This window comes from Pseudoclavibacter sp. AY1H1, assembly GCF_002931055.1.
GTDB lineage: Bacteria > Actinomycetota > Actinomycetes > Actinomycetales > Microbacteriaceae > Pseudoclavibacter.
Genome location: NZ_PSXX01000002.1, coordinates 176,334 through 198,846, shown reverse-complemented (window position 1 = coordinate 198,846; position 22,513 = coordinate 176,334). Strand labels below are relative to the sequence as shown.

24 protein-coding genes and 1 tRNA gene are annotated in these 22,513 nt (G+C 68.3%); 10 read left to right on the top strand and 15 right to left on the bottom strand.

What is annotated here, in order from left to right; genetic code table 11:
• Nucleotides 1–42: 42 nt before the first annotated feature.
• Nucleotides 43–744 carry a phosphate signaling complex protein PhoU gene (phoU, locus tag C5E05_RS05350; protein WP_104241934.1) on the bottom strand — a complete coding sequence of 234 codons (702 nt, stop codon included), beginning with the start codon at nt 742–744 and terminating at the stop codon, nt 43–45.
• Between the two features lie 173 nt (nt 745–917).
• Here phoU and C5E05_RS05345 point away from each other — a divergent pair, with 173 nt between their 5' ends.
• On the top strand, nt 918–2,090 hold the full coding sequence (locus tag C5E05_RS05345; RefSeq protein WP_104241932.1) for a cell wall metabolism sensor histidine kinase WalK: 1,173 nt from the start codon (nt 918–920) through the stop codon (nt 2,088–2,090).
• A gap of 97 nt (nt 2,091–2,187) precedes the next feature.
• Nucleotides 2,188–2,871 carry a response regulator transcription factor gene (locus C5E05_RS05340; RefSeq protein WP_068479999.1) on the top strand — a complete coding sequence of 228 codons (684 nt, stop codon included), beginning with the start codon at nt 2,188–2,190 and terminating at the stop codon, nt 2,869–2,871.
• Nucleotides 2,872–2,951: 80 nt separating this feature from the next.
• On the opposite strand, the gene C5E05_RS05335 is transcribed toward C5E05_RS05340, so the two are convergent.
• Nucleotides 2,952–3,551, bottom strand: a complete 600-nt coding sequence (locus C5E05_RS05335; RefSeq protein ID WP_104241930.1) for a DNA modification methylase — start codon at nt 3,549–3,551, stop codon at nt 2,952–2,954.
• Nucleotides 3,552–3,728: 177 nt separating this feature from the next.
• Here C5E05_RS05335 and C5E05_RS05330 point away from each other — a divergent pair, with 177 nt between their 5' ends.
• The 3 genes from C5E05_RS05330 to rlmB all read left to right on the top strand — a co-directional run bounded on the left by C5E05_RS05330 (nt 3,729) and on the right by rlmB (nt 6,747).
• Nucleotides 3,729–4,211: a CarD family transcriptional regulator gene (locus C5E05_RS05330; protein WP_104241928.1), complete on the top strand. Its 483-nt coding sequence runs from the start codon at nt 3,729–3,731 to the stop codon at nt 4,209–4,211.
• Between the two features lie 119 nt (nt 4,212–4,330).
• The gene (cysS, locus tag C5E05_RS05325; RefSeq protein WP_104241926.1) at nt 4,331–5,755 is read left to right on the top strand and encodes a cysteine--tRNA ligase; all 1,425 of its coding nucleotides are present in this window, start codon (nt 4,331–4,333) and stop codon (nt 5,753–5,755) included.
• Nucleotides 5,752–6,747, top strand: a complete 996-nt coding sequence (gene rlmB, locus C5E05_RS05320) for a 23S rRNA (guanosine(2251)-2'-O)-methyltransferase RlmB (protein WP_104241924.1) — start codon at nt 5,752–5,754, stop codon at nt 6,745–6,747. The genes cysS and rlmB overlap by 4 nt, the downstream gene beginning before the upstream one ends.
• A 79-nt stretch (nt 6,748–6,826) precedes the next feature.
• On the opposite strand, the gene C5E05_RS05315 is transcribed toward rlmB, so the two are convergent.
• The 5 genes from C5E05_RS05315 to msrB form a co-directional block, all read right to left on the bottom strand.
• Nucleotides 6,827–8,233, bottom strand: a complete 1,407-nt coding sequence (locus C5E05_RS05315) for a hypothetical protein (RefSeq protein WP_104341334.1) — start codon at nt 8,231–8,233, stop codon at nt 6,827–6,829.
• Entirely contained in the window at nt 8,223–9,056 is an 834-nt protein-coding gene (locus tag C5E05_RS05310; protein ID WP_104299346.1) for a TIGR03943 family putative permease subunit, read from the bottom strand. Before C5E05_RS05310 ends, C5E05_RS05315 begins: the two co-directional genes overlap by 11 nt.
• Nucleotides 9,049–10,101 carry a permease gene (locus tag C5E05_RS05305; RefSeq protein ID WP_104241918.1) on the bottom strand — a complete coding sequence of 351 codons (1,053 nt, stop codon included), beginning with the start codon at nt 10,099–10,101 and terminating at the stop codon, nt 9,049–9,051. The genes C5E05_RS05310 and C5E05_RS05305 overlap by 8 nt, the downstream gene beginning before the upstream one ends.
• A 73-nt stretch (nt 10,102–10,174) precedes the next feature.
• A tRNA-Thr gene (locus C5E05_RS05300) sits at nt 10,175–10,250 on the bottom strand.
• Nucleotides 10,251–10,330: 80 nt separating this feature from the next.
• On the bottom strand, nt 10,331–10,747 hold the full coding sequence (gene msrB, locus C5E05_RS05295; RefSeq protein WP_104241916.1) for a peptide-methionine (R)-S-oxide reductase MsrB: 417 nt from the start codon (nt 10,745–10,747) through the stop codon (nt 10,331–10,333).
• A 105-nt stretch (nt 10,748–10,852) separates the two neighbouring features.
• On the opposite strand from msrB, the gene C5E05_RS05290 reads away from it, so the two are divergent.
• From C5E05_RS05290 to groL, 4 genes are all read left to right on the top strand, one after another.
• The gene (locus C5E05_RS05290; protein ID WP_104241914.1) at nt 10,853–11,146 is read left to right on the top strand and encodes a DUF3263 domain-containing protein; all 294 of its coding nucleotides are present in this window, start codon (nt 10,853–10,855) and stop codon (nt 11,144–11,146) included.
• Between the two features lie 4 nt (nt 11,147–11,150).
• Entirely contained in the window at nt 11,151–11,702 is a 552-nt protein-coding gene (locus tag C5E05_RS05285) for a LytR C-terminal domain-containing protein (RefSeq protein ID WP_104307082.1), read from the top strand.
• A 233-nt stretch (nt 11,703–11,935) separates the two neighbouring features.
• Nucleotides 11,936–12,151 (top strand): cold-shock protein, encoded by a 216-nt coding sequence (locus tag C5E05_RS05280; protein ID WP_068479823.1) that lies wholly within the window; start codon nt 11,936–11,938, stop codon nt 12,149–12,151.
• A 213-nt stretch (nt 12,152–12,364) separates the two neighbouring features.
• On the top strand, nt 12,365–13,984 hold the full coding sequence (gene groL / locus C5E05_RS05275; RefSeq protein WP_068479821.1) for a chaperonin GroEL: 1,620 nt from the start codon (nt 12,365–12,367) through the stop codon (nt 13,982–13,984).
• A gap of 125 nt (nt 13,985–14,109) precedes the next feature.
• On the opposite strand, the gene C5E05_RS05270 is transcribed toward groL, so the two are convergent.
• From C5E05_RS05270 to C5E05_RS05260, 3 genes are all read right to left on the bottom strand, one after another.
• Complete coding sequence (locus tag C5E05_RS05270; protein WP_104299345.1) at nt 14,110–14,400, bottom strand: WXG100 family type VII secretion target; 291 nt, start codon at nt 14,398–14,400, stop codon at nt 14,110–14,112.
• Between the two features lie 84 nt (nt 14,401–14,484).
• The gene (locus tag C5E05_RS05265; RefSeq protein WP_104341333.1) at nt 14,485–16,221 is read right to left on the bottom strand and encodes a cell wall metabolism sensor histidine kinase WalK; all 1,737 of its coding nucleotides are present in this window, start codon (nt 16,219–16,221) and stop codon (nt 14,485–14,487) included.
• A 38-nt stretch (nt 16,222–16,259) separates the two neighbouring features.
• Entirely contained in the window at nt 16,260–16,958 is a 699-nt protein-coding gene (locus C5E05_RS05260; protein ID WP_068479813.1) for a response regulator transcription factor, read from the bottom strand.
• Between the two features lie 126 nt (nt 16,959–17,084).
• On the opposite strand from C5E05_RS05260, the gene C5E05_RS05255 reads away from it, so the two are divergent.
• Complete coding sequence (locus C5E05_RS05255; protein ID WP_104341332.1) at nt 17,085–17,900, top strand: methyltransferase domain-containing protein; 816 nt, start codon at nt 17,085–17,087, stop codon at nt 17,898–17,900.
• Here the strand turns inward: C5E05_RS05255 and C5E05_RS05250 are convergent.
• The 5 genes from C5E05_RS05250 to C5E05_RS05230 all read right to left on the bottom strand — a co-directional run bounded on the left by C5E05_RS05250 (nt 17,866) and on the right by C5E05_RS05230 (nt 22,495).
• Nucleotides 17,866–18,309, bottom strand: coding sequence for a MerR family transcriptional regulator (locus C5E05_RS05250; RefSeq protein WP_104241904.1), 444 nt, complete (start codon nt 18,307–18,309; stop codon nt 17,866–17,868). The two genes, C5E05_RS05255 and C5E05_RS05250, sit on opposite strands and share 35 nt — an antisense overlap.
• Entirely contained in the window at nt 18,296–18,772 is a 477-nt protein-coding gene (locus C5E05_RS05245; protein ID WP_181059387.1) for a hypothetical protein, read from the bottom strand. The genes C5E05_RS05250 and C5E05_RS05245 overlap by 14 nt, the downstream gene beginning before the upstream one ends.
• Before the next feature lie 61 nt (nt 18,773–18,833).
• Nucleotides 18,834–20,480, bottom strand: coding sequence for a DNA repair helicase XPB (locus tag C5E05_RS05240; RefSeq protein WP_104241902.1), 1,647 nt, complete (start codon nt 20,478–20,480; stop codon nt 18,834–18,836).
• Nucleotides 20,481–20,540: 60 nt separating this feature from the next.
• Nucleotides 20,541–22,130, bottom strand: a complete 1,590-nt coding sequence (locus C5E05_RS05235; protein WP_104299342.1) for a helicase-associated domain-containing protein — start codon at nt 22,128–22,130, stop codon at nt 20,541–20,543.
• A 95-nt stretch (nt 22,131–22,225) separates the two neighbouring features.
• On the bottom strand, nt 22,226–22,495 hold the full coding sequence (locus tag C5E05_RS05230; protein WP_104241898.1) for a hypothetical protein: 270 nt from the start codon (nt 22,493–22,495) through the stop codon (nt 22,226–22,228).
• Nucleotides 22,496–22,513: the final 18 nt, after the last annotated feature.

Sequence of the window (22,513 nt, the reverse complement as noted above, 5' to 3'; positions counted from 1 at the left end):
CACCCTCGGGCTGTCACGCCCGGACCTGAGGACCCGAGACGCCTAGGCGCCGGGGGTGACCGGGGCGACCGGAGTGGAGGGCTCCTTCTCCTGCATCCACTCGCCGCTGGTCAGGTACTGCACCTTCTGTGCGATCGAGACCGCGTGGTCGGCGAAGCGCTCGAAGTAGCGGCTCGCGAGCGTCGCGTCGACGACCTCGACGCTCTGCGCCTGGATGTCGTCGGACAGGAGCGCGTCGAACGTGCTGCGGTGCAGGTCGTCGATCTGCGTGTCGCTCGCCTTGATCTCGTCGGCGATGCGGTTCGTCTCCTCGTCGTTGCCCGCGTCGAGCAGGGCGACGAGCTGACGGGCGACGGCCACGTCGAGGCGGCTCATCTCGGCGAACACGGGACGAAGCGTGTTCGGGCCGACACCGCCGGGGAAGCGGTAGCGAGCGAGCGCCGCGATGTGCGCCGCGAGGTCGCCCATGCGCTCGAGCGAGGAGCTGATGCGCAGCGCGCTCACGACGAGGCGCAGGTCGCGCGCGACGGGTGACTGGCGGGCGATGATCTCGATGGTGTGCTCATCGAGGGCGATGGCGAGCTCGTCGATGCGGGCATCGTCGGAGATGACCTGCTCGGCGAGGGCGACATCGGAGGTGGTGAACGCAACGGCGGCGCGCTGCATGGCGGACTCGACGTGGCGGGCGATCTCCACGAGGCCGTTGCTGACCTCAGCGAGTTCCTGCTGGAAAACTTCGCGCATGTTTATCCTCTTGTTTCGTGGCAACGGGCGATGTGCCGCTGCCCGCGTTTCTGGGCAGACCGGTCGCCCAGTCCCTCTGGGAGTGACTCTGCTCTCACGGGCGATTCTACGGAGCCAAGGTAACCGACTCGTGTACGACGGGTGTCGAGTCCGCTGGCCCATATGCTGGGCACATGGACTCGTCCGTCGCAGTGGTCCTTGCGATCGTACTCGGCTTCCTCTTGGGTGCAGGTTTTGTCTGGCTGCTCCACGTCGCCTCGGTACGTCAGGCAAAGGCAAGAGCTGCATTCTCCCCCCGCCTCCCCGAGGGCATCGAGCATCTGCTCGGCGCCCTCGACTCGATCGTGATCGTCACCGACCCGTCCAGGAACGTCTACCAGTCCTCCCCGGGGGCTACGTCGAAGGGGCTCGTCCGTGCCGGCGGGCGCCTCGACGAGCGTGTCGGGGCCGTCGTGGATGAGGCGAGGCGTCAGGGCGAGGCGGTCACCAAGGACCTCGAGATCGCCCGTGGCCCCTTCGGGCGCTCGGAGATCCACGTGAGGGTGCGTGCGGCGCCCCTCTCGACGCGGTTCTTCCTGGTGCTCGCGGAGGATCGCACGGAGGCGCTTCGCGTCGAGAGCGTGCGCCGGGACTTCGTGGCCAATGTGAGTCACGAGCTCAAGACCCCCATCGGCGCGGTCACGCTGCTCGCAGAGGCCATCGCAGAGTCTGCGGGTGACGTGGAGCAGGTCAAGTACTTCACGGGGCGGCTCAGCAAGGAGAGCCTGCGCCTCGCCTCGATCACCAACGAGCTCATCGAGCTGTCCAGGCTGCAGTCGAGCGACTCCCTCGCAGACCCGGAGCTCCTCTCGATCCACGAGATCCTCTCGCTCGCCGTCGACCAGTCGCGCGTGCCCGCCGAGGTGGCCGGCGTCGACATCGTGCTCGGCGACGACGTGGATGCGTTCGTCTACGGCGAGCGGGCTCACCTCCTCATGTGCTTCACGAACCTCGTGTCCAACGCGGTCCAGTACTCGTCGCCGAACTCGCGGGTGGGGATCGGCACGCGACTCGTCGACGACACCGTCGAGGTCGCCATCTCAGACCAGGGCATCGGCATCGCCCCGGAGGATCAGGGGCGCATCTTCGAGCGCTTCTTCCGCGTCGACCAGGCCCGTTCCCGACGCACCGGCGGCACGGGCCTCGGCCTGAGCATCGTGCGGCACGTGGCCGAGAACCACGGCGGCGACGTGCGCGTCTGGTCGCAGCCCGGGAAGGGATCGACGTTCACGGTTCGCCTCCCCTCCGCCGATTCCGTCGTCGCGGAGATCGACCTGCAGCGCTTCACCGAGCGCCGCTCAGCCTGAGACGCGTCGGGCGGCCCCGACCGACGGCACGCCGTCGAACGGGCGCGGCCCTTGGCACGTCACTCAATGTTCACGAAAGATATGCACAATGGCCTCCGTGACCCGCATCCTCCTCGTCGAAGACGAATCCGCACTGCATGAGCCGCTCTCCTTCCTCCTCGGACGGGAGGGGTACGAGGTCGCTGTCGCCGAGACGGGCCTCGACGCCCTCGACCTGTTCGACCGTGATGGTGCCGACCTGGTGCTCCTCGACCTCATGCTCCCTGGCGTCCCCGGGACCGAGGTGTGCAAGCAGATCCGCCTCACGTCGAAGGTGCCCATCATCATGCTCACGGCCAAGGACAGCGAGGTCGACATCGTCGTCGGTCTCGAGCTGGGTGCCGACGACTACGTCACGAAGCCGTACTCCACGCGCGAGCTGCTGGCCCGCGTGCGCGCCGTGCTCCGCCGCAACGAGCAGGAGGACGAGGGCGAGGATGACAGCATCATCGAGGTCGGCGAGGTTCGCATGGACCTCGACCGGCACACTCTGCAGGTCTCGGGCAAGGTGACCCCCATGCCGTTGAAGGAGTACGAGCTGCTCGAGTACCTGATGCGGAACTCGGGGCGCGTGCTCACTCGTGGGCAGCTCATCGACCGCGTCTGGGGGCCGGACTACTACGGCGACACCAAGACGCTCGACGTGCACATCAAGCGCATCCGCAGCCGCATCGAGGAGAAACCGTCGACCCCCGTGCGCCTCGTGACGGTGCGCGGGCTCGGCTACCGCTACGAGGGCTGAGCGACTTCCAGACGGCGCAACACGAGAAGGGCGCATCCACTCACGTGGATGCGCCCTTCTCGGCAGTCTGCGTGCGTCTGCTAGGCCGTGCCGCCTTCTTCCGGTACCTCGGTGGGTGCCGGCGTGGGGGCGATGCTCGGCGGTGCCGCGGGCGGCTCGGTCTGGGCGGGGCCGGGAACGAGCGTCGAGTACTCCGGCAGCGTGCCGTCGAGCACGGGGACGGTCACTGCCTGCATGGTCTGGACGCCGTCGAGGGTCGCCGTGAAGTCGACGTCGTGGGTGGAGCCCGGGGTGAAGTCCATGCCTTCGAGGAGCACGGTCGCGCCCTCGCCGAAGCCCACCTGCGTGACGCCCGCGGATGCGTCGACGGGAACGGTCACGACGACCTCCTGCTCGACGCCGTTGATGAGTCCCGTGTACGTGATGTCGAGCGAGCCGGCGCTGCCCGTGTGGTTGACGACCGAGAAGATGAGGTTCGCTCGGTCGGTCACGTCGGTGCCGACCAGCGTGTCGGTGATGAGGATGGCGTTGCGGACCTCGAGGTCGCCGACGTTGGCGTTCGTGCCGTCGCTCGCCGAGTACTGCGTCGTGGTTCGCTGGGGGGAGATGTAGTTGCAGCCGGCAAGCCCAACCGCGACTGCGGCGGCAAGGGTGACGGACGCGACGGCGCGGATCTTCACGTCTGGAGCCTCCAGGTTCGGACCGTGCGGCTGTCGCCGCACGAATTCACAGGATGCAGGAAGCCTATCTGATCCAGGTGCCCCTCCTGGACGAAGCGGCGGCGGACTCTACCACCCCAGTCCTCGAATGAGCCGTTTTGACATGGTACTCTTAGGTGCCGAAAGGGGCTTGTATTTATGCAGTTTGAGGTCGGGGAGACAGTCGTCTATCCCCATCACGGCGCGGCCACCATTTCAGAGGTGAAGATCCGAGTCATCAAGGGCGAAGAGAAGATGTTCCTCAAGTTGAACGTTGCACAGGGAGACCTCGTCATCGAGGTTCCTGCTGACAACGTCGACCTGGTAGGAGTACGCGACGTCATCGGACAGGACGGTCTCGACCGTGTGTTCGAGGTGCTGCGCGCCCCCATCACCGAGGAGCCGACGAACTGGTCCCGCAGGTACAAGTCGAATCTTGAGAAGCTCGCCTCCGGCGATGTCATCAAGGTGTCGGAGGTCGTGCGCGACCTCTGGCGACGCGATCAGGATCGGGGCCTCTCTGCGGGTGAGAAGCGAATGCTCGCGAAGGCCAGGCAGATCCTCGTCTCGGAGCTCGCGCTCGCCGAGAAGACCGACGAGGAGAAGGCCGGCGACGTCCTCGACAAGGTCCTCGCTTCCTAGTCAGCACTCCGGGTGGTTCTGCGGCTCGTGAGGGTCGTTCAACGCACACCATGCGCTTTGCCGTCAGGGCCGCGCGGACGTCCATTCGTCCGCGCGGCCCTGACGCGTATGCTGGTGCAGTGAATCAGCGCATCTACGACACGCAGACGCAAGCACTCGGCGACTTCACGCCGATGGTGCCAGGCGAGGTCTCGATGTACGTCTGCGGGCCGACGGTGCAGTCAGCGCCCCACGCTGGTCACCTCCGTTCGGCGCTCGTCTACGACCAGTTCCGGTCATGGTTCGAGGCGAGCGGCCTCCGGGTGACGCTCGTGCGCAACGTCACCGACATCGACGACAAGACTCTTGCCGGAGCCACCGCTGGCGAACCGTGGTGGGCACTCGCGTACCGCGTGGAACGCGAGTTCAATGCCGCCTACGCGGCGCTCGGCATCCGCCCACCCACGTACGAGCCTCGCGCGACGGGGTCCATCCCGGAGATGCAGGAGCTCATCTCGCTGCTCATCGAGCGCGGCCACGCGTATCCGGCCGCCGACGAGAGCGGCGACGTGTGGTTCGACACCGGCAGCTGGCCGAGCTACGGAGAGCTCACGCACCAGCGCCCCGAGGACATGGCAGAGGGCGAGGCGCCGAGCCGCGGCAAGCGCAGCGCCGCCGACTTCGCGCTCTGGAAGGGGCGCAAGCCCGGCGAGCCGGAGTCGGCCGCCTGGGCGTCGCCCTGGGGCTCAGGTCGGCCGGGCTGGCACATCGAGTGCTCGGCGATGTCGACCAAGTACCTCGGGCCGACCTTCGACATCCACGGCGGTGGGCGTGACCTCCGCTTCCCCCACCATGAGAACGAGCTGGCGCAGTCGCGCGCCGCGGGCCTCGAGTTCGCTCGCACGTGGGTGCACAACGGCCTCGTCTCGGTGGCAGGGCAGAAGATGTCGAAGTCGATCGGCAACACGGTCTCGGCGCTCGACCTCCTGTCCTCCGCTCGCCCCGTCGTGGTCCGCTACTTCCTCGGGTCGGCGCACTACCGCTCGACCATCGAGATCGGCGACACCTCGCTCGAGGAGGCAGCCGCGTCGTTCGCGCGCATCGAGTCGTTCCTCGAGCGCGCGGAGCGGGCCGGCCTCCCGGTTCCAGTCGAGCCGGCGGGCACGGTGCGATTCGACGGCCTCCCCGCTGCGTTCGTCGCCGCGATGAACGACGACTTCGCGGTCCCGCAGGCCATAGCGTCGCTGCACGAGACGGTGACCGCCGGCAACCAGGCGTTCGACACGGGCGCGGCGGATGCGGCGGCCCGAGCAGCACGCGAGGTCACCTCGATGCTCGACATCCTCGGCATCAACCCACGCGCTGAGCAGTGGAGCGGGGGAGCGGATGCGGCCGGCGACACGGCCCTCGCGGCGCTCGTCGACTCGCTGCTCGTGGAGCGCAAGCAGGCCCGCGGTGCGAAGGACTTCGCCCGCGCAGATCAGATTCGAGACACGCTGGCAGCAGCCGGCGTGCAGATTGAAGACTCGCCGAACGGCAGCTTCTGGACGTTGGAGAAGGCATGAGCACGAATTCGCGCGGCAACCGCAGCAAGAAGGGCCCCACGAAGGGCACCGGCGGCAACGGCCGCAAGTCCCTCGAAGGTCGGGGCAACACGCCGCGCGCCGAGGACCGTTCCTGGCACGTGGCCGGCAAGCGCAAGGCCGCGAAGGAACGCCTGGAAGCCGCTCGCGGTGGCTCCAAGCCGCGTCCGGCGCAGCGTGAGGGCGGCGCCCCGCGCCGCGCGCGGACCGACGACAGCACAGAGCTCGTGACAGGCCGCAACTCGGTGGTCGAAGCGCTGCGCGCCGGCATCCCCGCGACGACGCTCTATGTCGCCGCGCGCGGTGAGATGGATGAGCGCGTCAAGGAGATCTTCAAGATCGCCACCGAGCGCAAGATCCCGATCCTCGAGGTCATGCGTCCCGAGCTCGACCGCATGGCGGGCCGCGACGCAGTCCACCAGGGCGTCATCATCAAGGTGCCGGCGTACACGTACGCCGACCCGATGGAGGAGCTCGACCGCGCCATCCAGCGTCGCCGGAACCCGCTGTTCGTCGCGCTCGACGGCATCACGGACCCTCGCAACCTCGGCGCCATCGTGCGTTCCGTGGCGGCGTTCGGCGGCGATGGCATCATCGTGCCGCAGCGACGCTCGGTCGGCATGACGGCTTCCGCGTGGAAGACGTCTGCCGGCGCCGCAGCACGTCTGCCCGTCTCCATGGCCTCGAACCTGACGGCCACCATCAAGGCGTACAAGAAGGCCGGCGTCTTCGTCATCGGCCTCGACGGCGACGGCGACGTTTCGCTGCCGTCGCTCGAGCTCGCGACCTCTCCGCTCCTCGTCGTCGTCGGCAGCGAGGGCAAGGGCCTCTCGAGGCTCGTCACCGAGCACTGCGACGCGATCGTCTCCATCCCGATCGACGGGGCGACGGAATCCCTCAACGCGGGCATCGCGACGAGCATCACGATGTACGAGGTCTCGAAGCTGCGGGCTGCCAAGCGCGCCGCAAAGTAGGCGCAGCAACTGCGATCAGATGGGCCTCACCTGCGGGTGGGGCCCATCGTCGTATCTGGTCCCAGGTCGTGGAGACGGGTCAGCGGCACCACGAGGTCAGGAAGCCGGTGAGGCGGCGGAGCTCCGCGCCCGTGGCGATGTCGATGACGGTGGTCGTCGACTGCTTCATGCCGGGAAGGACGGCGTAGCCGTCCGGCCCCTGCGCGCCGAGGCCCGTCTCGACGGCGAGATACTGGCCGTTGGGGGAGACGCAGATGTCGCGCAGCCACTCGCCGCTGTCGCCCGGGTCGAAGAGCGTGCGCTGGCTGTCGGCGTCGGCGAACTCCACCGTGACGTCGGCGAGCCCGGCCGCCGCATCCGCGACCGCGGAGATCTGGGTTCCCTCCGGGTCGAGCACGCTCGTCTGCGTGAGGTACTGCGTCTCGCTGAGCGTCATCGGAGCCGGGGTGAGCTGCTCCGCGGTCCCCGAGCTCAGATCGAAGAGGGTGTAGCCGCCGACACCCGAGGTCACGGCGGTGGCCGTGCCGGGAACGAAGCCATGGAAGTGCTGCGCCTGGCCGATCGGCTCGGCTGGGGTGCCGGCGAGCACGTTCACGAGGTACAGCTGCTCGTCGAGGGTCTGCGCGATGAGCGCCCCAGTGCGGGGCGCGAACGCCCACGTCGAGACCATGAGCGGTGTGCCGTCGGGGCCTGCCACCTGCTTGGGGCGGAACGACGTGTCGCTCGTGTCGAAGACGAACAGCGAGCGCACCAGCTCGGTCTGCCCGTCGGCGTGCACGCCGTCGACGACGAAGCCGATGAGGCCGCTCGCCGCGTCGGCGGCGAGGCTCGAGAAGCTCCCGGTCGCGTCCACGTTCAGCGGGACAGCCGGTCCGGGCTCAGCGCGGGGCGCGACGCCGACCGTGCCGAGGCCGGCGGAGTCCTGTTCGATGACGGCGACGAACGCGTCCGTGAGGGCATACTCCTGGATGCGCGGGGCGGTGAACAGGATGGTCGGCTCACCCCCGCCGGAGACGTTCGTCTCGATGACCCGGTCCTCGAGCGTCCCGCCGGTCGAGATAGCCCCGCGGACGAGTGTCGACACCTCGAGAGGTGGAGTCGTGAACTCGGTCTCGAGGGTCGATGAGACGCCCGTCGAGGAGCTCACGGCGTCCGTCACTGTGAGGGTGTAGCTCGTGTCGTAGGCGAGCAGCTGCTCGAACGTCACCGTGATCGTGCCGTTCTCCTCCGTGAGGCTGTAGTCGGCGGCTGGCTCGAGGACGACCTGCGCGGGGTCGATCTCGCGGAGGCGCTGGTTCGGCGTCAGCACGAGGCGCGTGCCCTGCTGCTCGACCGTGCCGATGGCGTTGACCGCCGTCGACGCGACTCGCGGGCCCTGCAGGATGTTGCCGACGGCGAGCCCCGCGGCGAGCAGTGCGAGCACGATGACCGCCAGGATGAACGTCCTGCGGAAGCGGCGTCCGCCCGAGGCGAGATCAGTAGACATAGGGATCGTTCGGCTGGTCGATCGCGGTGATGGTCGTCGGCATGAGTGCGACGCGCTCGGCGCTGGAGGCGCTCGGGTTCGTGACGAACGCGCCGTCGACCTCGACCCAGGAATCGACGGGGTAGCTGCCCTGCCAACCGGGCTGGTGCACGGCGACGCCGACCGGGGCGGCGTCGATCGCGCAGCAGTTCACGACGAAGCGCGCCAGGATGAAGGCGTCCGGCGAGTCCGGGTCCTCGGTCACGAACCCGACGAGCTTCGCGCGTTCGCCGAGCACCTGCTGCTCCCCGTCGCCCTGGCGGAGCATCGCGGCCCAGTCCTTGACGGTGAAGGAGCTGGTGTCGCGGCCCCGGAGCGTCTCGCCCTCCGAGATCGGGGAGTCCACGGTCTGCGCGTTGGCGTTGAGGGAGCGGTTCTCCACCGCCGCGGAGCTGAGCGTCACCGGCGGCGCGATGATGAGCGCCACGAACGCCGTGGCGACGACGACGAGCGTGACGGTCGTCGAGGCGATCACGGCGATGCGCTGACGTGCGCCGAGCCGGGGGCGGCGGTTGCTCCGCCGTGTGGTCGATGTGCCGAGCGCATCCGACTCATGCGAGTGGTCGTGGTCATGTCCGTGGTCGTGGTCGTCGCGACCCGGGGTGACGGCGATGGCCGCGATCGCGAGGACGCCGCCGATGACCGCCATGATCGAGGTGAACACGAAGTAGCGGGGGTGGATGTAGAGCGAGAGCCCGCCCGTCATGGAGAGCCACACCGTGGCGACGACGGTGAAGAGCGTGAGCGCGACCCCGCGCCATCTGGAGAGCAGTCGTTCAAGCAATGAGGTTCACTCCGAGTCCGAGGGTGAAGGCCGACAGCGCGACGATGAGGGTGATGCGCGCGAGGACCGCGCTCGTGTAGGTCGTGCGCATGAGCGCGAGCATCTTGACGTCGATCATCGGCCCCATCACGAGGAAGGCCACGATCCCGCCGGGCATGAACGTGCCGACGAAGGACAGGGCGAAGAACGCGTCGACGTTCGCGCAGATCGAGATGACGAAGCCGAGCGTCATGAGCACGAGCACCGAGAGCACGGGATGCTCGCCGAGCGTCGTGAGGAGATCGCGTGAGACGCCGACCTGGATGGCCCCCGCGATGGCGGATCCGATGAAGAGCGCGGGGAGCATCGTGGAGGTCTCGGCGCCGAACATCGACGCGCTCGCCCGCAAGCGGTCGCGGACGCCGGAGCGGCCCCCGTGTCCGTGCTTCGCCTCCAGCTCGCAGGTTGCGGCGAAGCTCGGCGTGAGCAGCTCCTGTGGTCTCGGGTGGCGGCTGAACAGGAAGCCGATGACGTTGGCGATGACGAAGCCGCCGATGATGCGGGCGGCCAGGATCCCGTGGTCCCAGCCGAACGCCTGGTACGTCGTGACGATCGTGATGGGGTTCAGGATGGGCGCTGCGAGCAGGAACGTGATCGACTCGGCCGGCGTGAAGCCGCGGAGCACGAGGCCGCGGGCGAGGGGCACGTTGCCGCACTCGCAGACGGGCAGGGCGATGCCGAACAGGGAGATCACGGCGCGTCGGAGCCAGGGGCTCTGCGGCAGGATGCGCATCAGGAAGCCCGGCGGGAGCCAGTGCTGGACGACGATCGAGAGCAGGATGCCGAGCACGATGAACGGCATGGACTCGATGACGACGCTCAAGGAGAGCGTCACGAAGTCGCTGATCGGGCCGAGGGCCGGTGCGTCGTCGAGCGAAGCCGTGAACGTCCTGATCGCGATGAGCGTGAGGATCAGGCCCGCGCCGATGGTCAGTCCGAGCACACCGCGACTTGCGGTCGTGCGCTGAGGGCGCGGTGCGCGCTGCGCAGTCGTGTGCTCGTGCATCCAGCCGAGTATAGTTCGGGCCGCTTTCGGAACACGGAGGCAACGAGGGACTCGCGCGGGGCGGTGAGGATTCTGGAGCCGACTGCGAGGTTCGAACTCGCGACATCCGCTTTACAAGAGCGGTGCTCTACCAGCTGAGCTAAGTCGGCCTGCTGCAATTGCAGCGGCACCATCATAGCCATGCGGTGCGCGAGGCGCGCACCGCATGGCCACTCGGGTGCTGCGCTCCTTACTCGGAGGGCGTCTCGTCGTCCGGGGTGAAGGAGAGCGAGAGCGAGTTCATGCAGTAACGGTCGCCCGTCGGGGTGCCGAAGCCGTCGGGGAATACGTGCCCGAGGTGGGACCCGCAGTTCGCGCAGCGCACCTCGGTGCGCACCATGCCGAGCGAGCGGTCCTCGAGCAGCTGGACTGCGTCGGGGCGGACCGACTCGTAGAAGCTCGGCCACCCGCATCCGGAGTCGAACTTCGTTCCGGCCTTGAAGAGCTCGGAGCCGCATGCGCGGCAGGTGTACAGTCCGGCGCGCCCCTCTTCGAGGAGCTCTCCCGTGTAGGCCCGCTCAGTGCCTGCCTCGCGCAGCACGTGGTACTCCTGCGGCGTGAGCTCAGCGCGCCACTCGGAATCGGGCTTGTTGACGGCGTAGGACACCGTGCCTCCTGGAGATCGACGAGACCGCTGGGAGCGGTCAGGGAGGAACGAGCATACGCGCGTTGCGTGAGTCCAGTCCGTGAGCCGTGCTCGTACACTTCCTGCATGGAACGGGACGTGGAGCTCAGCGACCTCGAGCGCGCCCTGCTGGATTTCGAAGACCTGAATCCGCGGCAGAACGCAGCGAAGACGGCAGCGATCAGGGATCGCTTCGGCTGGTCGACGACGCAGTACTACCGAAATCTCGCTACGCTCATCGAGACACCAGCTGCGCTCGCTCACCAGCCGATGCTCGTCGGCCGCCTACGGCGTGCGCGCGAGCGGCGGGCGGATGAGCGCCAGCTGCGGCGCGAGCAGCGCATGTCCAGCGCCTCTCCCACCTCAGGACGGATTCGGTAAAAACGTGGACTACCCCAAGGATCGCTTCGACGACATCCCACCCGGCCTCGACAGGCGCGGCGCGCATCGCGCGCCCCGAACCCGTCTCGCCAAGCTCGCCTCGTGGCTCTGGGGCCTGCTGGCCGTCGTCGTCATCGTCGCCGTCGCGGCGGTTGCCATGCAGATCATCAACGGCGCCGTCTCGTTCAGCCCGTCCGCCGAGCCCGAGACCAGCGAGACGCCGGCCGAGGCCGCCCCTGTCGAGGAGGCGCCTGCCGAGGTCGTGCCGCAGCTCGACCCGAACGTCGCCGTCCGCGTGCTCAACGGCACCGAGCTGGCTGGCGTCGCCGGCGGAACGACCACCGAGCTCGCTGACGCCGGCTGGAACGTGACGGAGACGGCGGATGCACCGACCTCCGACTACGCGACGACCACCGTCTCCTACAACGACCCCGCTCAGGAGGCTGCTGCCCTGGCGCTCGTGCAGTCGCTCGGCGGGGGCACCGCGGTGCTGGATCCGAACGTCGCTGCCGCTGGGACGATCGTCGTCATCGTCGGCCTCGACCTCGCCGGATAGGGGCGAAAGCCCCGGGGGTTCACCGGGGAATGCGCGCCTTGTGTTCCACGAATGTGAACATCTGGAGACAAAACGTCGCCAGGTGACGTGATCGCGGTTTTCGGCTTCCACGCTCAACAGGTCGCGACCTAGTATCTTGCTCGAGTCCTGGGCACCATCGTTCGTCCCCCTCGCACGCATGCAGGGCTCCGCCGGCTGGCGCTGGCGAGTACTACTGAGCAATGGAGACAAACATGGCGAACGGAACCGTGAAGTGGTTCAACGCTGACAAGGGCTACGGCTTCATCACTGTGGATGCGCTCGACGGCGCTGCTGCACAGGATGTGTTCGTGCACTACAAGGCCATCGAGATGCAGGGCTACCGCGTTCTCGAAGAGGGACAGAAGGTCGAATTCGAGATCGGGGCCGGCGACAAGGGCCCCCAGGCGGAGTCCGTCCGCGCACTCTGATCCCCGACGACAAGCGGCGTCGACCCTCTGTGGGGGTCGGCGCCGTTTTCGGTGCAGGGCGCGGGATCTCCCGTCCTCGTTCGCCCGCAGCGAGAAGGCGTCGGGGCGGCTTGCACTCGACAGGGCCGAGTGCCAATATGGACTTGCACTCGCCTCGTTCGAGTGCCAACCACGAACCTCACGAACCACGTCCGGAAAGGACGCAGTACACATATGTCGAAGATCATTGCTTTTGACGAAGAGGCCCGTCGCGGGCTTGAGCGTGGACTGAACACGCTCGCCGACGCGGTGAAGGTCACGCTCGGCCCACGCGGCCGCAATGTCGTGCTCGAGAAGAAGTGGGGCGCGCCCACGATCACGAACGACGGCGTGTCCATCGCCAAGGAGATCGAGCTGGACGACCCGTTCGAGAAGATCGGTGCCGAGCTCGTCAAGGAGGTCGCGAAGAAGACCGACGACGTCGCCGGTGACGGCACGACGACGGCTACCGTCCTCGCTCAGGCGCTCGTCCGCGAGGGCCTCCGCAACGTCGCAGCAGGCGCAGACCCGATCTCGCTCAAGCGCGGCATCGAGAAGGCCGTCGAGGCCGTCGTCGCCGAGCTGCTCGCATCCGCCAAGGAGGTCGAGACCAAGGAGCAGATCGCTGCCACCGCATCGATCTCGGCTGCTGACGCGCAGATCGGCGAGATCATCGCCGAGGCGATCGACAAGGTCGGCAAGGAAGGCGTCGTCACCGTCGAGGAGTCGAACACGTTCGGCACCACGCTCGAGCTGACCGAGGGCATGCGCTTCGACAAGGGCTACCTCTCGCAGTACTTCGTCACCGACCCCGAGCGCCAGGAAGCCGTCTTCGAAGACGCCTACATCCTGATCGTCAACGGCAAGATCTCCAACATCAAGGACCTCCTTCCTGTTGTCGACAAGGTCATCCAGGCTGGCAAGCAGCTCCTCATCATCGCCGAGGACGTCGAGGGCGAAGCTCTCGCGACGCTCATCGTCAACAAGGTCCGCGGCATCTTCAAGTCGGTTGCCGTCAAGGCTCCCGGCTTCGGCGACCGCCGCAAGGCCCAGCTGCAGGACATCGCCATCCTCACGGGTGGACAGGTCATCAGCGAGGAAGTCGGCCTCAAGCTCGAGAACACAACGCTCGACCTCCTCGGCACGGCCCGCAAGGTCGTCGTGACGAAGGACGAGACGACGATCGTCGAGGGCGCTGGCTCGCCCGAGCAGATCGCCGGCCGCGTCGCCCAGATCCGCGCCGAGATCGAGAACAGCGACAGCGACTACGACCGCGAGAAGCTCCAGGAGCGCCTCGCGAAGCTCGCCGGTGGCGTCGCCGTCATCAAGGCCGGAGCAGCGACCGAGGTCGAGCTCAAGGAGCGCAAGCACCGCATCGAGGACGCAGTCCGCAACGCGAAGGCTGCCGTCGAAGAGGGCATCGTCGCCGGTGGTGGCGTCGCCCTCATCCAGGCTGGCGCACGCGTTCTCGACAAGCTCGAGCTCAAGGGCGACGAAGCGACCGGCGTCAACATCGTCAAGGTCGGCATCCTCGCACCGCTCAAGCAGATCGCGACGAACGCTGGCCTCGAGCCCGGCGTCGTGGCCGAGAAGGTCGCCGGACTCGAAGACGGCTGGGGCCTCAACGCCGCAACCGGCGAGTACGTCAACCTCATCGAGGCTGGAGTGCTCGACCCGGTGAAGGTCACGCGCTCCGCGCTGCTCAACGCAGCTTCGATCGCTGGTCTCTTCCTCACGACCGAGGTCGTCGTCGCTGACAAGCCCGAGAAGGCTGGCGCACCGGCGATGGACCCGGGCGCTGGAATGGACTTCTAAGCACCACGCGCACGACAACAGGCGGGCGGCTCCTCACGGAGCCGCCCGCTTCGTCGTTCCCGCCTCGCGGCTCGACGCGATGGGTCGAGGCTCCGGCCGAGCCAAGCCGCCGAGTGCAGAGCCGGTCAGACGCTGAAGAGCCGCCGAACGTCGCCTTCCACGGTGCCGTAGCTGGCGCTCGCGCTGCCCAGAGCGCTATTGATGGCGGAGATGCTCGACTCCACCTGAGCCTGGGTCGAGCGCCACTGCTGCACCAGGCCCTGGAAGGCTGCCGCCGCCTCCCCGCTCCACGACCCCTCGAGTGCGGTCAGGTTGCCGAGCAGTGCGGCGACCTCTGCCTGCACTCGCCCGATCGACGACTGCGTGTTCGTGACGGCGAGCTGCAGCTGCTCGCTGTCGACCATGTAGACGGCCATATGAATGTTCCCCCTTCTTCGGCCGCCGGGTGGTTCCGGCGGCAACTCGCGAGAAGGCTAGGAGCAGCTGCGGGGGAGCGGGGATCAGCTGTTCGGGGCTGTGGAGAGAGCGCTGTCCACAGGCGCGGACATGAGCAGCGGGAACTTGAGGCGGAACGTCGCCCCGCCGCCGGGGGTCTCGAGCACGTCGACCTCGCCATCGTGCGCCTTCATGATCGCCGAGACGATCGAGAGGCCGAGCCCGGAACCGCCGGTCTCGCGTGCGCGGGAGGTGTCTGCGCGCCAGAACCGCTCGAAGATCTTCTGCCTGATCTGCGGGGGGATGCCCTCACCGTGGTCGATGATGTCGACGATGGCGAGCTGGTTCTGCAGATCCACCGTCACGCCCACCTCGAGGGGCGACCCCTCCGGCGTGTACCGCATGGCGTTGCCGAGCAGGTTCGAGATCGCCTGCCTGACCTTGTCCTCGTTCGCGTGCACCATGGCGGGCACATCTCCGAGGTCCTCGTCGGAGTCGGCGGCCTCGATCCCACTCGGCTCGGCCCCCTTGCGCCTGATGGGGAAGCCTCGCAGCGCCGGGCGCGGCAGCGAACGCCGTCGCCACAGCGCGCGCTTCGCGGCCGCACCTTCCGGAGCGCTGGCCGACTCGTCGGCCGGGACGATGTCCGCCTCGACGGCGGCAGGCAGCTCGCCGGTCGTCTCGGACCCGTGGGGCTCCGCCTCGTCGCGGGTCTCCTGGATGATGTTCACGGGGAGAGCCCGCACGACGCGATCCTTGGCGGTCGCGTGCGCATCCATCGCCGCGTCCTCAGCAATCGGCTCGAGGTCGATGACGTCCTTGACGAGCTCGCGCGTCTCGTCGAGTCGAGCGAGCTGCAGGAGGTCCTCGACGAGGCCCCCCATGCGGAGCGCCTCCTTCTCGATCCGCTCCATCGCCTGGCCGACCTTCTCGGGGTCGTTGAGGGCACCCATGCGGTAGAGCTCGGCGTAGCCGCGGACCGTGACGAGCGGCGTGCGCAGCTCGTGGCTGGCGTCGCCGACGAAACGACGCATCTGCGCGATGGTGCGCGTCCGCTCGTCGAAGGCGTGATCGATGCGGACGAGCATGGTGTTGAGCGACCGGGAGAGGCGCCCCACCTCGGTGTTCGGGGTGCCGGCGGGCAGGCGCTGGGAGTAGTCGCCAGAGGCGAACTGCATGGCCGTGGCCTCGACCTGCCTCAGGGGGAGCAGCGTCGCGGAGACGAGGACTCTCGTGAGGGCCGCGCCGAAGATCACGACCGTCAGCCCGAAGCCGAAGAAGATGGCCAGGAAGTTCACCATCGTCGCGTTGACGCTCGTCAGCGGGGCCGCGATGAGCAGCGTGCCGCGCACCTGATCGGCGGCGTACTCTCCCTCCGGCACGGTGATGGTCCGCCAGGTCGCCCCGAGCGGGTCCTCCATGTCGAAGAGGCTCTGGCTGCCGCGGACCGCGGCGTCTGCTGGCACCTCGGGCGCGATCGCCTGCGGCCGCTGCCACTGTCCCCAGTTGTCGACGACGACCTGGCCGTCAGCATCGAGGACGGCCACGTAGATCGTGGACGGGGCGATGCGGATGGCGTCGTAGGTGATGAGCCTCGACGAGGGGTCGGCGGCGAGGAACTGGGTGGGGTCACTCGCGTACACGCTCAGCTGTGAGTCGGTCTGCGAGACGAGCGTCGGCCGCAGCAGCAGCGTCGTGCCGATTCCGGCGACGACGATACCGAACGTCAGCAGCGTGATGTTGACGATCGTCAGCTTGTTGCGGAGTGAGAGCCGATCCCAGCGCCATGCCTTGAACGGCACCGCCTACTTCCCCTCGTGGTCGGGCTTGGTCACCTCTGCTATGCCTTGGCCCCGGAGACCTTCAGCATGTAGCCGAAGCCGCGCTTGGTCTGGATGAGCGGCTCCTCGGTGAACTGGTCGAGCTTGCGGCGCAGGTAGGAGATATAGGACTCGACGATGCCGGCGTCACCGTTGAAGTCGTACTCCCAGACGTGGTCGAGGATCTGCGCCTTCGAGAGCACGCGGTTCGGGTTGAGCATGAGGTAGCGAAGGAGCTTGAACTCGGTGGGGGAGAGCTCGATCGGCTCGTCGCCGATGAACACCTCGTGGGTGTCCTGGTCCATCGTGAGCTCGCCAGTGCGGATGACCGCCTCTTCCTCGGCCTGCATGGTGCGGCGGAGGATGGCCTTGATGCGGGCGACGATCTCGTCGAGGCTGAACGGCTTGGTGACGTAGTCGTCGCCACCCGCGTTGAGGCCCTCGATCTTGTCGTCGGTGTCGTCCTTGGCGGTCAGGAACAGGATGGGGCTCGTGTAGCCAGACGCGCGCAGGCGCTTCGTGACGCCGAAGCCGTTCATGTCGGGGAGCATGACGTCCAGGACGATGAGGTCGGGCTCCTCCTCGATGACAGCGGAGATCGCGGCGGCGCCGTTGCCGACGGCACGCACCATGAACCCTGCGAAGCGCAGGCTGGTCGACAGGAGTTCGCGGATGTTTGGCTCGTCGTCAACAACGAGAATCTTGGGGCCATCAGTCATGGACTAAGTATCTTGACGCCGTCTGAGTGAAGTCTGACGGCGCGCGGTGTCGCGGCAGTGCGGATGCGCTAATCTTCTGGGTCGTGCTCACGCGGGTCCGGGCGCGCGGTGCGCTACTGTGCCGACATGGACGACTCCGCAGCCCCGAGGTACACCCATGGCCACCACGCGAGCGTGCTCCGCTCGCATGGGCGGCGTACGGCCGAGAACTCCGCCGGCTACCTCCTCCCGGAGCTGCGAGAGGGCATGCACGTGCTCGACGTCGGCTGCGGGCCGGGCTCGATCACCCTGGATCTCGCGCGGCGGGTCGGCACCGCCGGCCGTGTCGTCGGCATCGAGGTCGTGGATGAGCCCCTCGAGGCGTCGCGTGCCGCCGCACTCGAAGCCGGGGACACGCAGACGGAGTTCCTGCTCGGCGATGTCTACTCGCTCGACTTCGCCGACGGCGAGTTCGACGTGGTGCACGCACATCAGGTGCTGCAGCACCTCTCCGACCCGGTCGCGGCGCTGCGGGAGATGCGCCGAGTGACGAAGCCTGGGGGACTGGTCGCGGTGCGAGATGTCGACTACGGAACGTGCGTGTGGTCGCCGCAGCTTCCGGAACTCGACCATTGGCTTGCCGTGTACGACAAGGTCGCGCGCTCGAACGACGGGGAGCCGAACGCCGGCAGGGTCCTGCGGCGATGGGCACACTCTGCGGGACTGGAGGATGTGCGTCTCTCGGCGAGCGCTTGGATCTTCACGACACCGGAGGAGCGCGCCTGGTGGGGGTCGACGTGGGCGGAGCGCGCCACCAGGTCGCGGTTCGCCGAGGACGCGAGGGCGCGGGGGATCGCGTCGTCAGGCGACCTTCAGCGCATCGCCGATGCCTGGTCGGAGTGGGCGGACAACGAGGACGCCGAGTTCGTCATGACGCACGTGGAGCTCCTCGCCCGCGTGTGACCTCCGGTCGCGCTTCGCGGCCGAGCGCGTCCACGATCGGGCATTCGGCCGTCGGATCGAGGCACGGGGCGGCGAGGAGCCCGAGGATGGCGGCCCGCGTCCGGTCAAGGTCGCGGATGCGGTCGTCGATCTCGAGGAGCTTGTCGTTCGCGGCCCGCTGCACGGCCTCGGGCTGGGCAGCTCCCGCCCGCGCATCCGCCGAGAGCTCCACGAAGTCGGTGAGCTCCCGCAGCGTGAACCCGAGCTCCTGGCCACGACGGAGGAAGCGCAGACGAGTGAGCGCCCGATCGTCGTAGTCGCGGTAGCCGCCCGTCGTGCGGGGCGGGCTGTCGAGCACCCCGCGCCGCTCGTAGAAGCGGACGGTGGAGACCTTGACGTCTGCCCGCTCGGCGAGCTCAGCGATGCGCATCTGAGGAGACTACGGCCTGGGCCGCATCTGCCGGAGCCCGGGGTCGTCGCACTCGGACGAGCACGGCCGCCTGTGCGACCCCCCACGCGACTTCGAGAGCCAGCATGACCACGATCAGCGGGCTCGCGCCTTGGGTCAGCGCCGTGATCATCGCGAGCGAGAACAGCGCTCGTGCGAGCGTGTCCGCAGCTCCCGCCGCGAGGGACGGACGGAAGATCCGGAAGAGCGCCCACGCCGTCACGACGCTGCCCATCAGGTTCACGAACATCATGGTCGAAGGAGAGCTCGCGTCGGGGAGTTCGCCGCTGAGTCCGAGCTCGGCGTGCAGGGCCTTCAGCCCGATGAAGATCAGGGACGCGGTCGGCAGGAAGGCGAACCCGAGGGTGACGACGAGGTCATAGATGGCGGACAGGCGGATCAGGCCGTGCGCCTTGGCGAGTCGGCTGTGCTTCATGTGTGGCATGACGCCAGCGTGGACCCTGCACCGTGGTGCAGAGTCAAGCCGGAGAATTGCCGGAGTCGAGCTAGGCCGGTTCGAGGATGGCGTCGGCGTCGAGGATCTCGTACGAGTACCCCTGCTCCGCGAGGAAGCGCTGCCGGTTCTGCGCGAAGTCCTGGTCGACGGTCTCGCGCGAGACGAGTGTGTAGAACGACGCGGTCACGCCGCTCGAGCTCGGGCGAAGCAGCCGACCGAGGCGCTGCGCCTCTTCCTGCCGCGAACCGTACGAGCCGGAGATCTGCACGGCGACGGACGCATCCGGCAGATCGACCGAGAAGTTGGCGACCTTCGAGACGACGAGCACCTTCTCCCGTCCCTCCCTGAAGGCCTGGAAGAGCTCCTCGCGCTCCGCGACGGGCGTCTGGCCCGTGAGCTTCGGCACTCCGAGCTCCTCGGCGATGCTGTCGATCTGATCGAGGTACTGGGCGATGACGAGGATGTTCTCGCCTCGATGCTTGCGAATGAGGGCCTTGACGAGCTCGTGCTTCGCGGGCGCCGTCGCGGCGATGCGGTAGCGCTCGTCGTCGCTCGCGGCCGCGTACTCCATGCGCGTCTCGTACGGCAGGTCCACCCGGACCTCGTAGCACTTGGCAGGCGAGATGTACCCCTGGGCTTCGATGTCCTTCCAGGGAGCGTCGAAGCGCTTGGGGCCGATGAGGCTGAAGACGTCGCCCTCGCGGCCATCTTCTCGCACGAGGGTCGCCGTGAGGCCCAGCCGCCGTCGCGCCTGCAGCTCAGCCGTCAGCTTGAAGACGGGGGCCGGCAGCAGGTGCACCTCGTCGTAGACGATGAGGCCCCAGTCGAGGGCGTCGAGCAGCGAGAGGTGCGTGTAGACGCCCTTCCGGCGCGCGGTGAGGATCTGGTAGGTCGCGATCGTGACGGGCTTGATCTCCTTGACCTCGCCCGAGTACTCGCCGATCTCGTCTTCCGTGAGCGTGGTGCGGCGGAGCAGCTCGTCGCGCCACTGCCGCGCGGAGACGGTGTTGGTCACGAGGATGAGCGTGCTCGTCGATGCGGTCGCCATGGCACCGGCGCCCACGAGCGTCTTGCCAGCGCCGCAGGGGAGCACGACGACCCCGGAACCGCCCTCGAAGAAGTGGTCGACGGCCGACCGCTGGTAGTCGCGCAGCTGCCATTCGGACTCGTCGAGCGCGATGGCGTGCGGCGTGCCAGGCGTGTAGCCCGCAAGGTCCTCCGCGGGCCAGCCGAGCTTCACGAGCTGCTGCTTGAGCTCACCTCTTGCCCAGGCCTGCACGCGGAATCCGGACTCGCCGGTCGGTCCCTCGAGCAGCGGTGCGACGTGCTTGGCCCTGGAGATCTGGAGGAGCACGGCAGGGTCGTCGCTCGAGACGACCAGCTCGCCCTCCTCGTCGCGGGAGATGACGAGCTTCCCGTAGCGGGCCACGGTCTCGCGGATCTCGCCCGAGACGGACGCTGGGACGGGGAACTTCGCGAAGCGCTCGAGGACGTCGAGCATCTCGTCGGCCTCGTGGCCGGCCGCGCGGGCATTCCAGAGACCGAGCCGCGTGATGCGATACGTGTGGATGTGCTCAGGCGCTCGCTCGAGTTCGGCGAAGACCGCCAACGCGTGGCGGGCGGCTTCGGCGTCGGGATGCGCCACTTCGAGCAGGACAGTTCTGTCGCTCTGTACGATCAACGGTCCAAGTGCCATAGCGGTCAATCATACCCGCCGGGTCCTGCGCGTCAGCGGTGTCGGCGACTTCTCGCAGCGCTACTGGTCTTCGGGCACCTCGGAGAGCTGCACCTCGAGGATCGCGCGGATCGGGAGGGTCCGCTCGACGTCGGCCGCGAGGTCCCTCGCCCGGAGGCGGCCTGCCGCGACGCTCATCGGCACGAGGCGCAGGGTGGTCTCCTTGCCGCCTCCCAGGTCGACCCGCACCGTGACCTCGCTCTTCGCTCGTCGCGCCACCTCGAGCTGACGCTGCACCCACGTCTGCGCATCGTCTCCCGCGTCCAGGCGTGTCGCCTCGTCGTGGAGGGCGTCCGCAAACCTCAGCGCGGCCTCGCTCGGACGCCGTTCTCGCGCGGGGGCGGTCTCCCGGGGGCGGAGCGGCACGAGCTGGCCCGTGGCGTTCTCGGCACTTGCCGGGTAGCGGGCGTCGAGCAGCATGAGCACGACCGTGTCGCGGGATGCCGAGGAGACGAGCGCGCCCTCTCCGGACTGGCGGAGACCGAGCGGCGCGACGGCCGCGTCGACCCTCAGCGCATCCATGAGTGCCGGGTCCTGACTCGTCACGATGGTGCCGGGGCGGACGGGGTGCTCGCGAACTCGCACCCGGCCGTGCCGGTTCGAGGCCTCGCGGAGCAGGTACTCGACGGGCTGGGGGATGCCGGTGAGCGAGAGCCGAGTGAGCGTGGCCTTGATCTCGCCGATCGAGAGCCCGGTGCCGAGCGCGTGCGTGACCGAAGCCTCGGAGAGCCGGTAGCTCGAGGCCAGGCCGCGTCGTTCGAGGGATGCGACGGACTGCAGCTCCTGCTCGTCGGCGGGGGCGAGCGGGCCAGGCGCGATGATCGAGAGATCCGGCTGCAGGTAGACGCCGGGAACCTCGTCCGGCAGGGAGGCTTCGAGGAGGTCGGCCGCGCCGTCGAGGTCGTCCTGTGCGAGCAGGACGCCGAGCTGGCTGAGCTGGCCCTCGACGGTGATGCCGAGGAGCTCTGTCTGCGGCGTCGCGTGCGACTTCGCGTCGACGAGCAGGCCCGTCCTGTCTGCGACGCGGAGCTCTGCCAGCCAGCAGTCGGCGAGCTGGCGCCACCGCGACAGCGGGGCGCTGAGGCGGAACACGCGCCCGAGCGAGGTGGGGCGCATGGCGTCGGAGACCGGGCTGCAGAGGCCGAGGTCCAGCATCCATTCGAAGAGGGGGGACAGCACGGCCTGTTCGGTGTGCAGCTCTGCTGCGATGCGACGGACCGTCGTCGCGCCCAGCTGGAGCCCGCCTCGTCCGTCGCGGTAGGCGCGCGGCGCGAGGTCGAGGGAGGCGATCGCGTCGGCCGCGAGCTGCGCGGCACTGTGGGCGCGCTCGGTGGCCTGGGGGAGTGGCGCGAGGTTCGACGCATCGAACTCGGCGGCGTCGGGTGATGCCGCGAGGAGCTCGGACAATGCGGAGGCGGTGGTCGAGAGGAGCTCGGGTGCCTCCGGCGTTCCGACAGCGAGGCCGCGCAGTCGAGCCGTCTGCAGCGCCTCCGGTTCGCCTGAGGCGAGTCGCGAGGCGTCTCGCCAGCCCAGCCGCGCGACGGCTTCGTTCAGGGCGGTCTCTTCTGCGAGTGCCTCGGCGATGTCCATTGCACCGCTCGAGCCGCGCATCGACAGCCTGCGCCAGGCGGCGAGGCTGGCGAGGTCGGTGCGATCCAGGCTGCGAAGGAGTTGGAGGATCCGCAGCGCGCTCGGGGAGGCGTCTATCAGCTCTCGGACCTGCCCCGCGAGCGTCGGTTCGCGACGACGCGCCAGATGATGAGCGACAGGATGAGAAGGAACGCGACGGGGAAGCCGATGTAGGTGACGAACAGCAGCGTCGGCCAGATCGGGTTGCTCGCGTCGACCTCGATGCCGAGGAGTGGCGTCGCGAGCAGGACGAGCAGCGCGATGAAGGAGATCGCCGCGATGCCGAGGGACATGAAAGCGAGGATGCGTTCGCCCTTCGCGATGGGGGCGCCGTTGGAAGAGGTCACCGAACCAGACTAATCGAC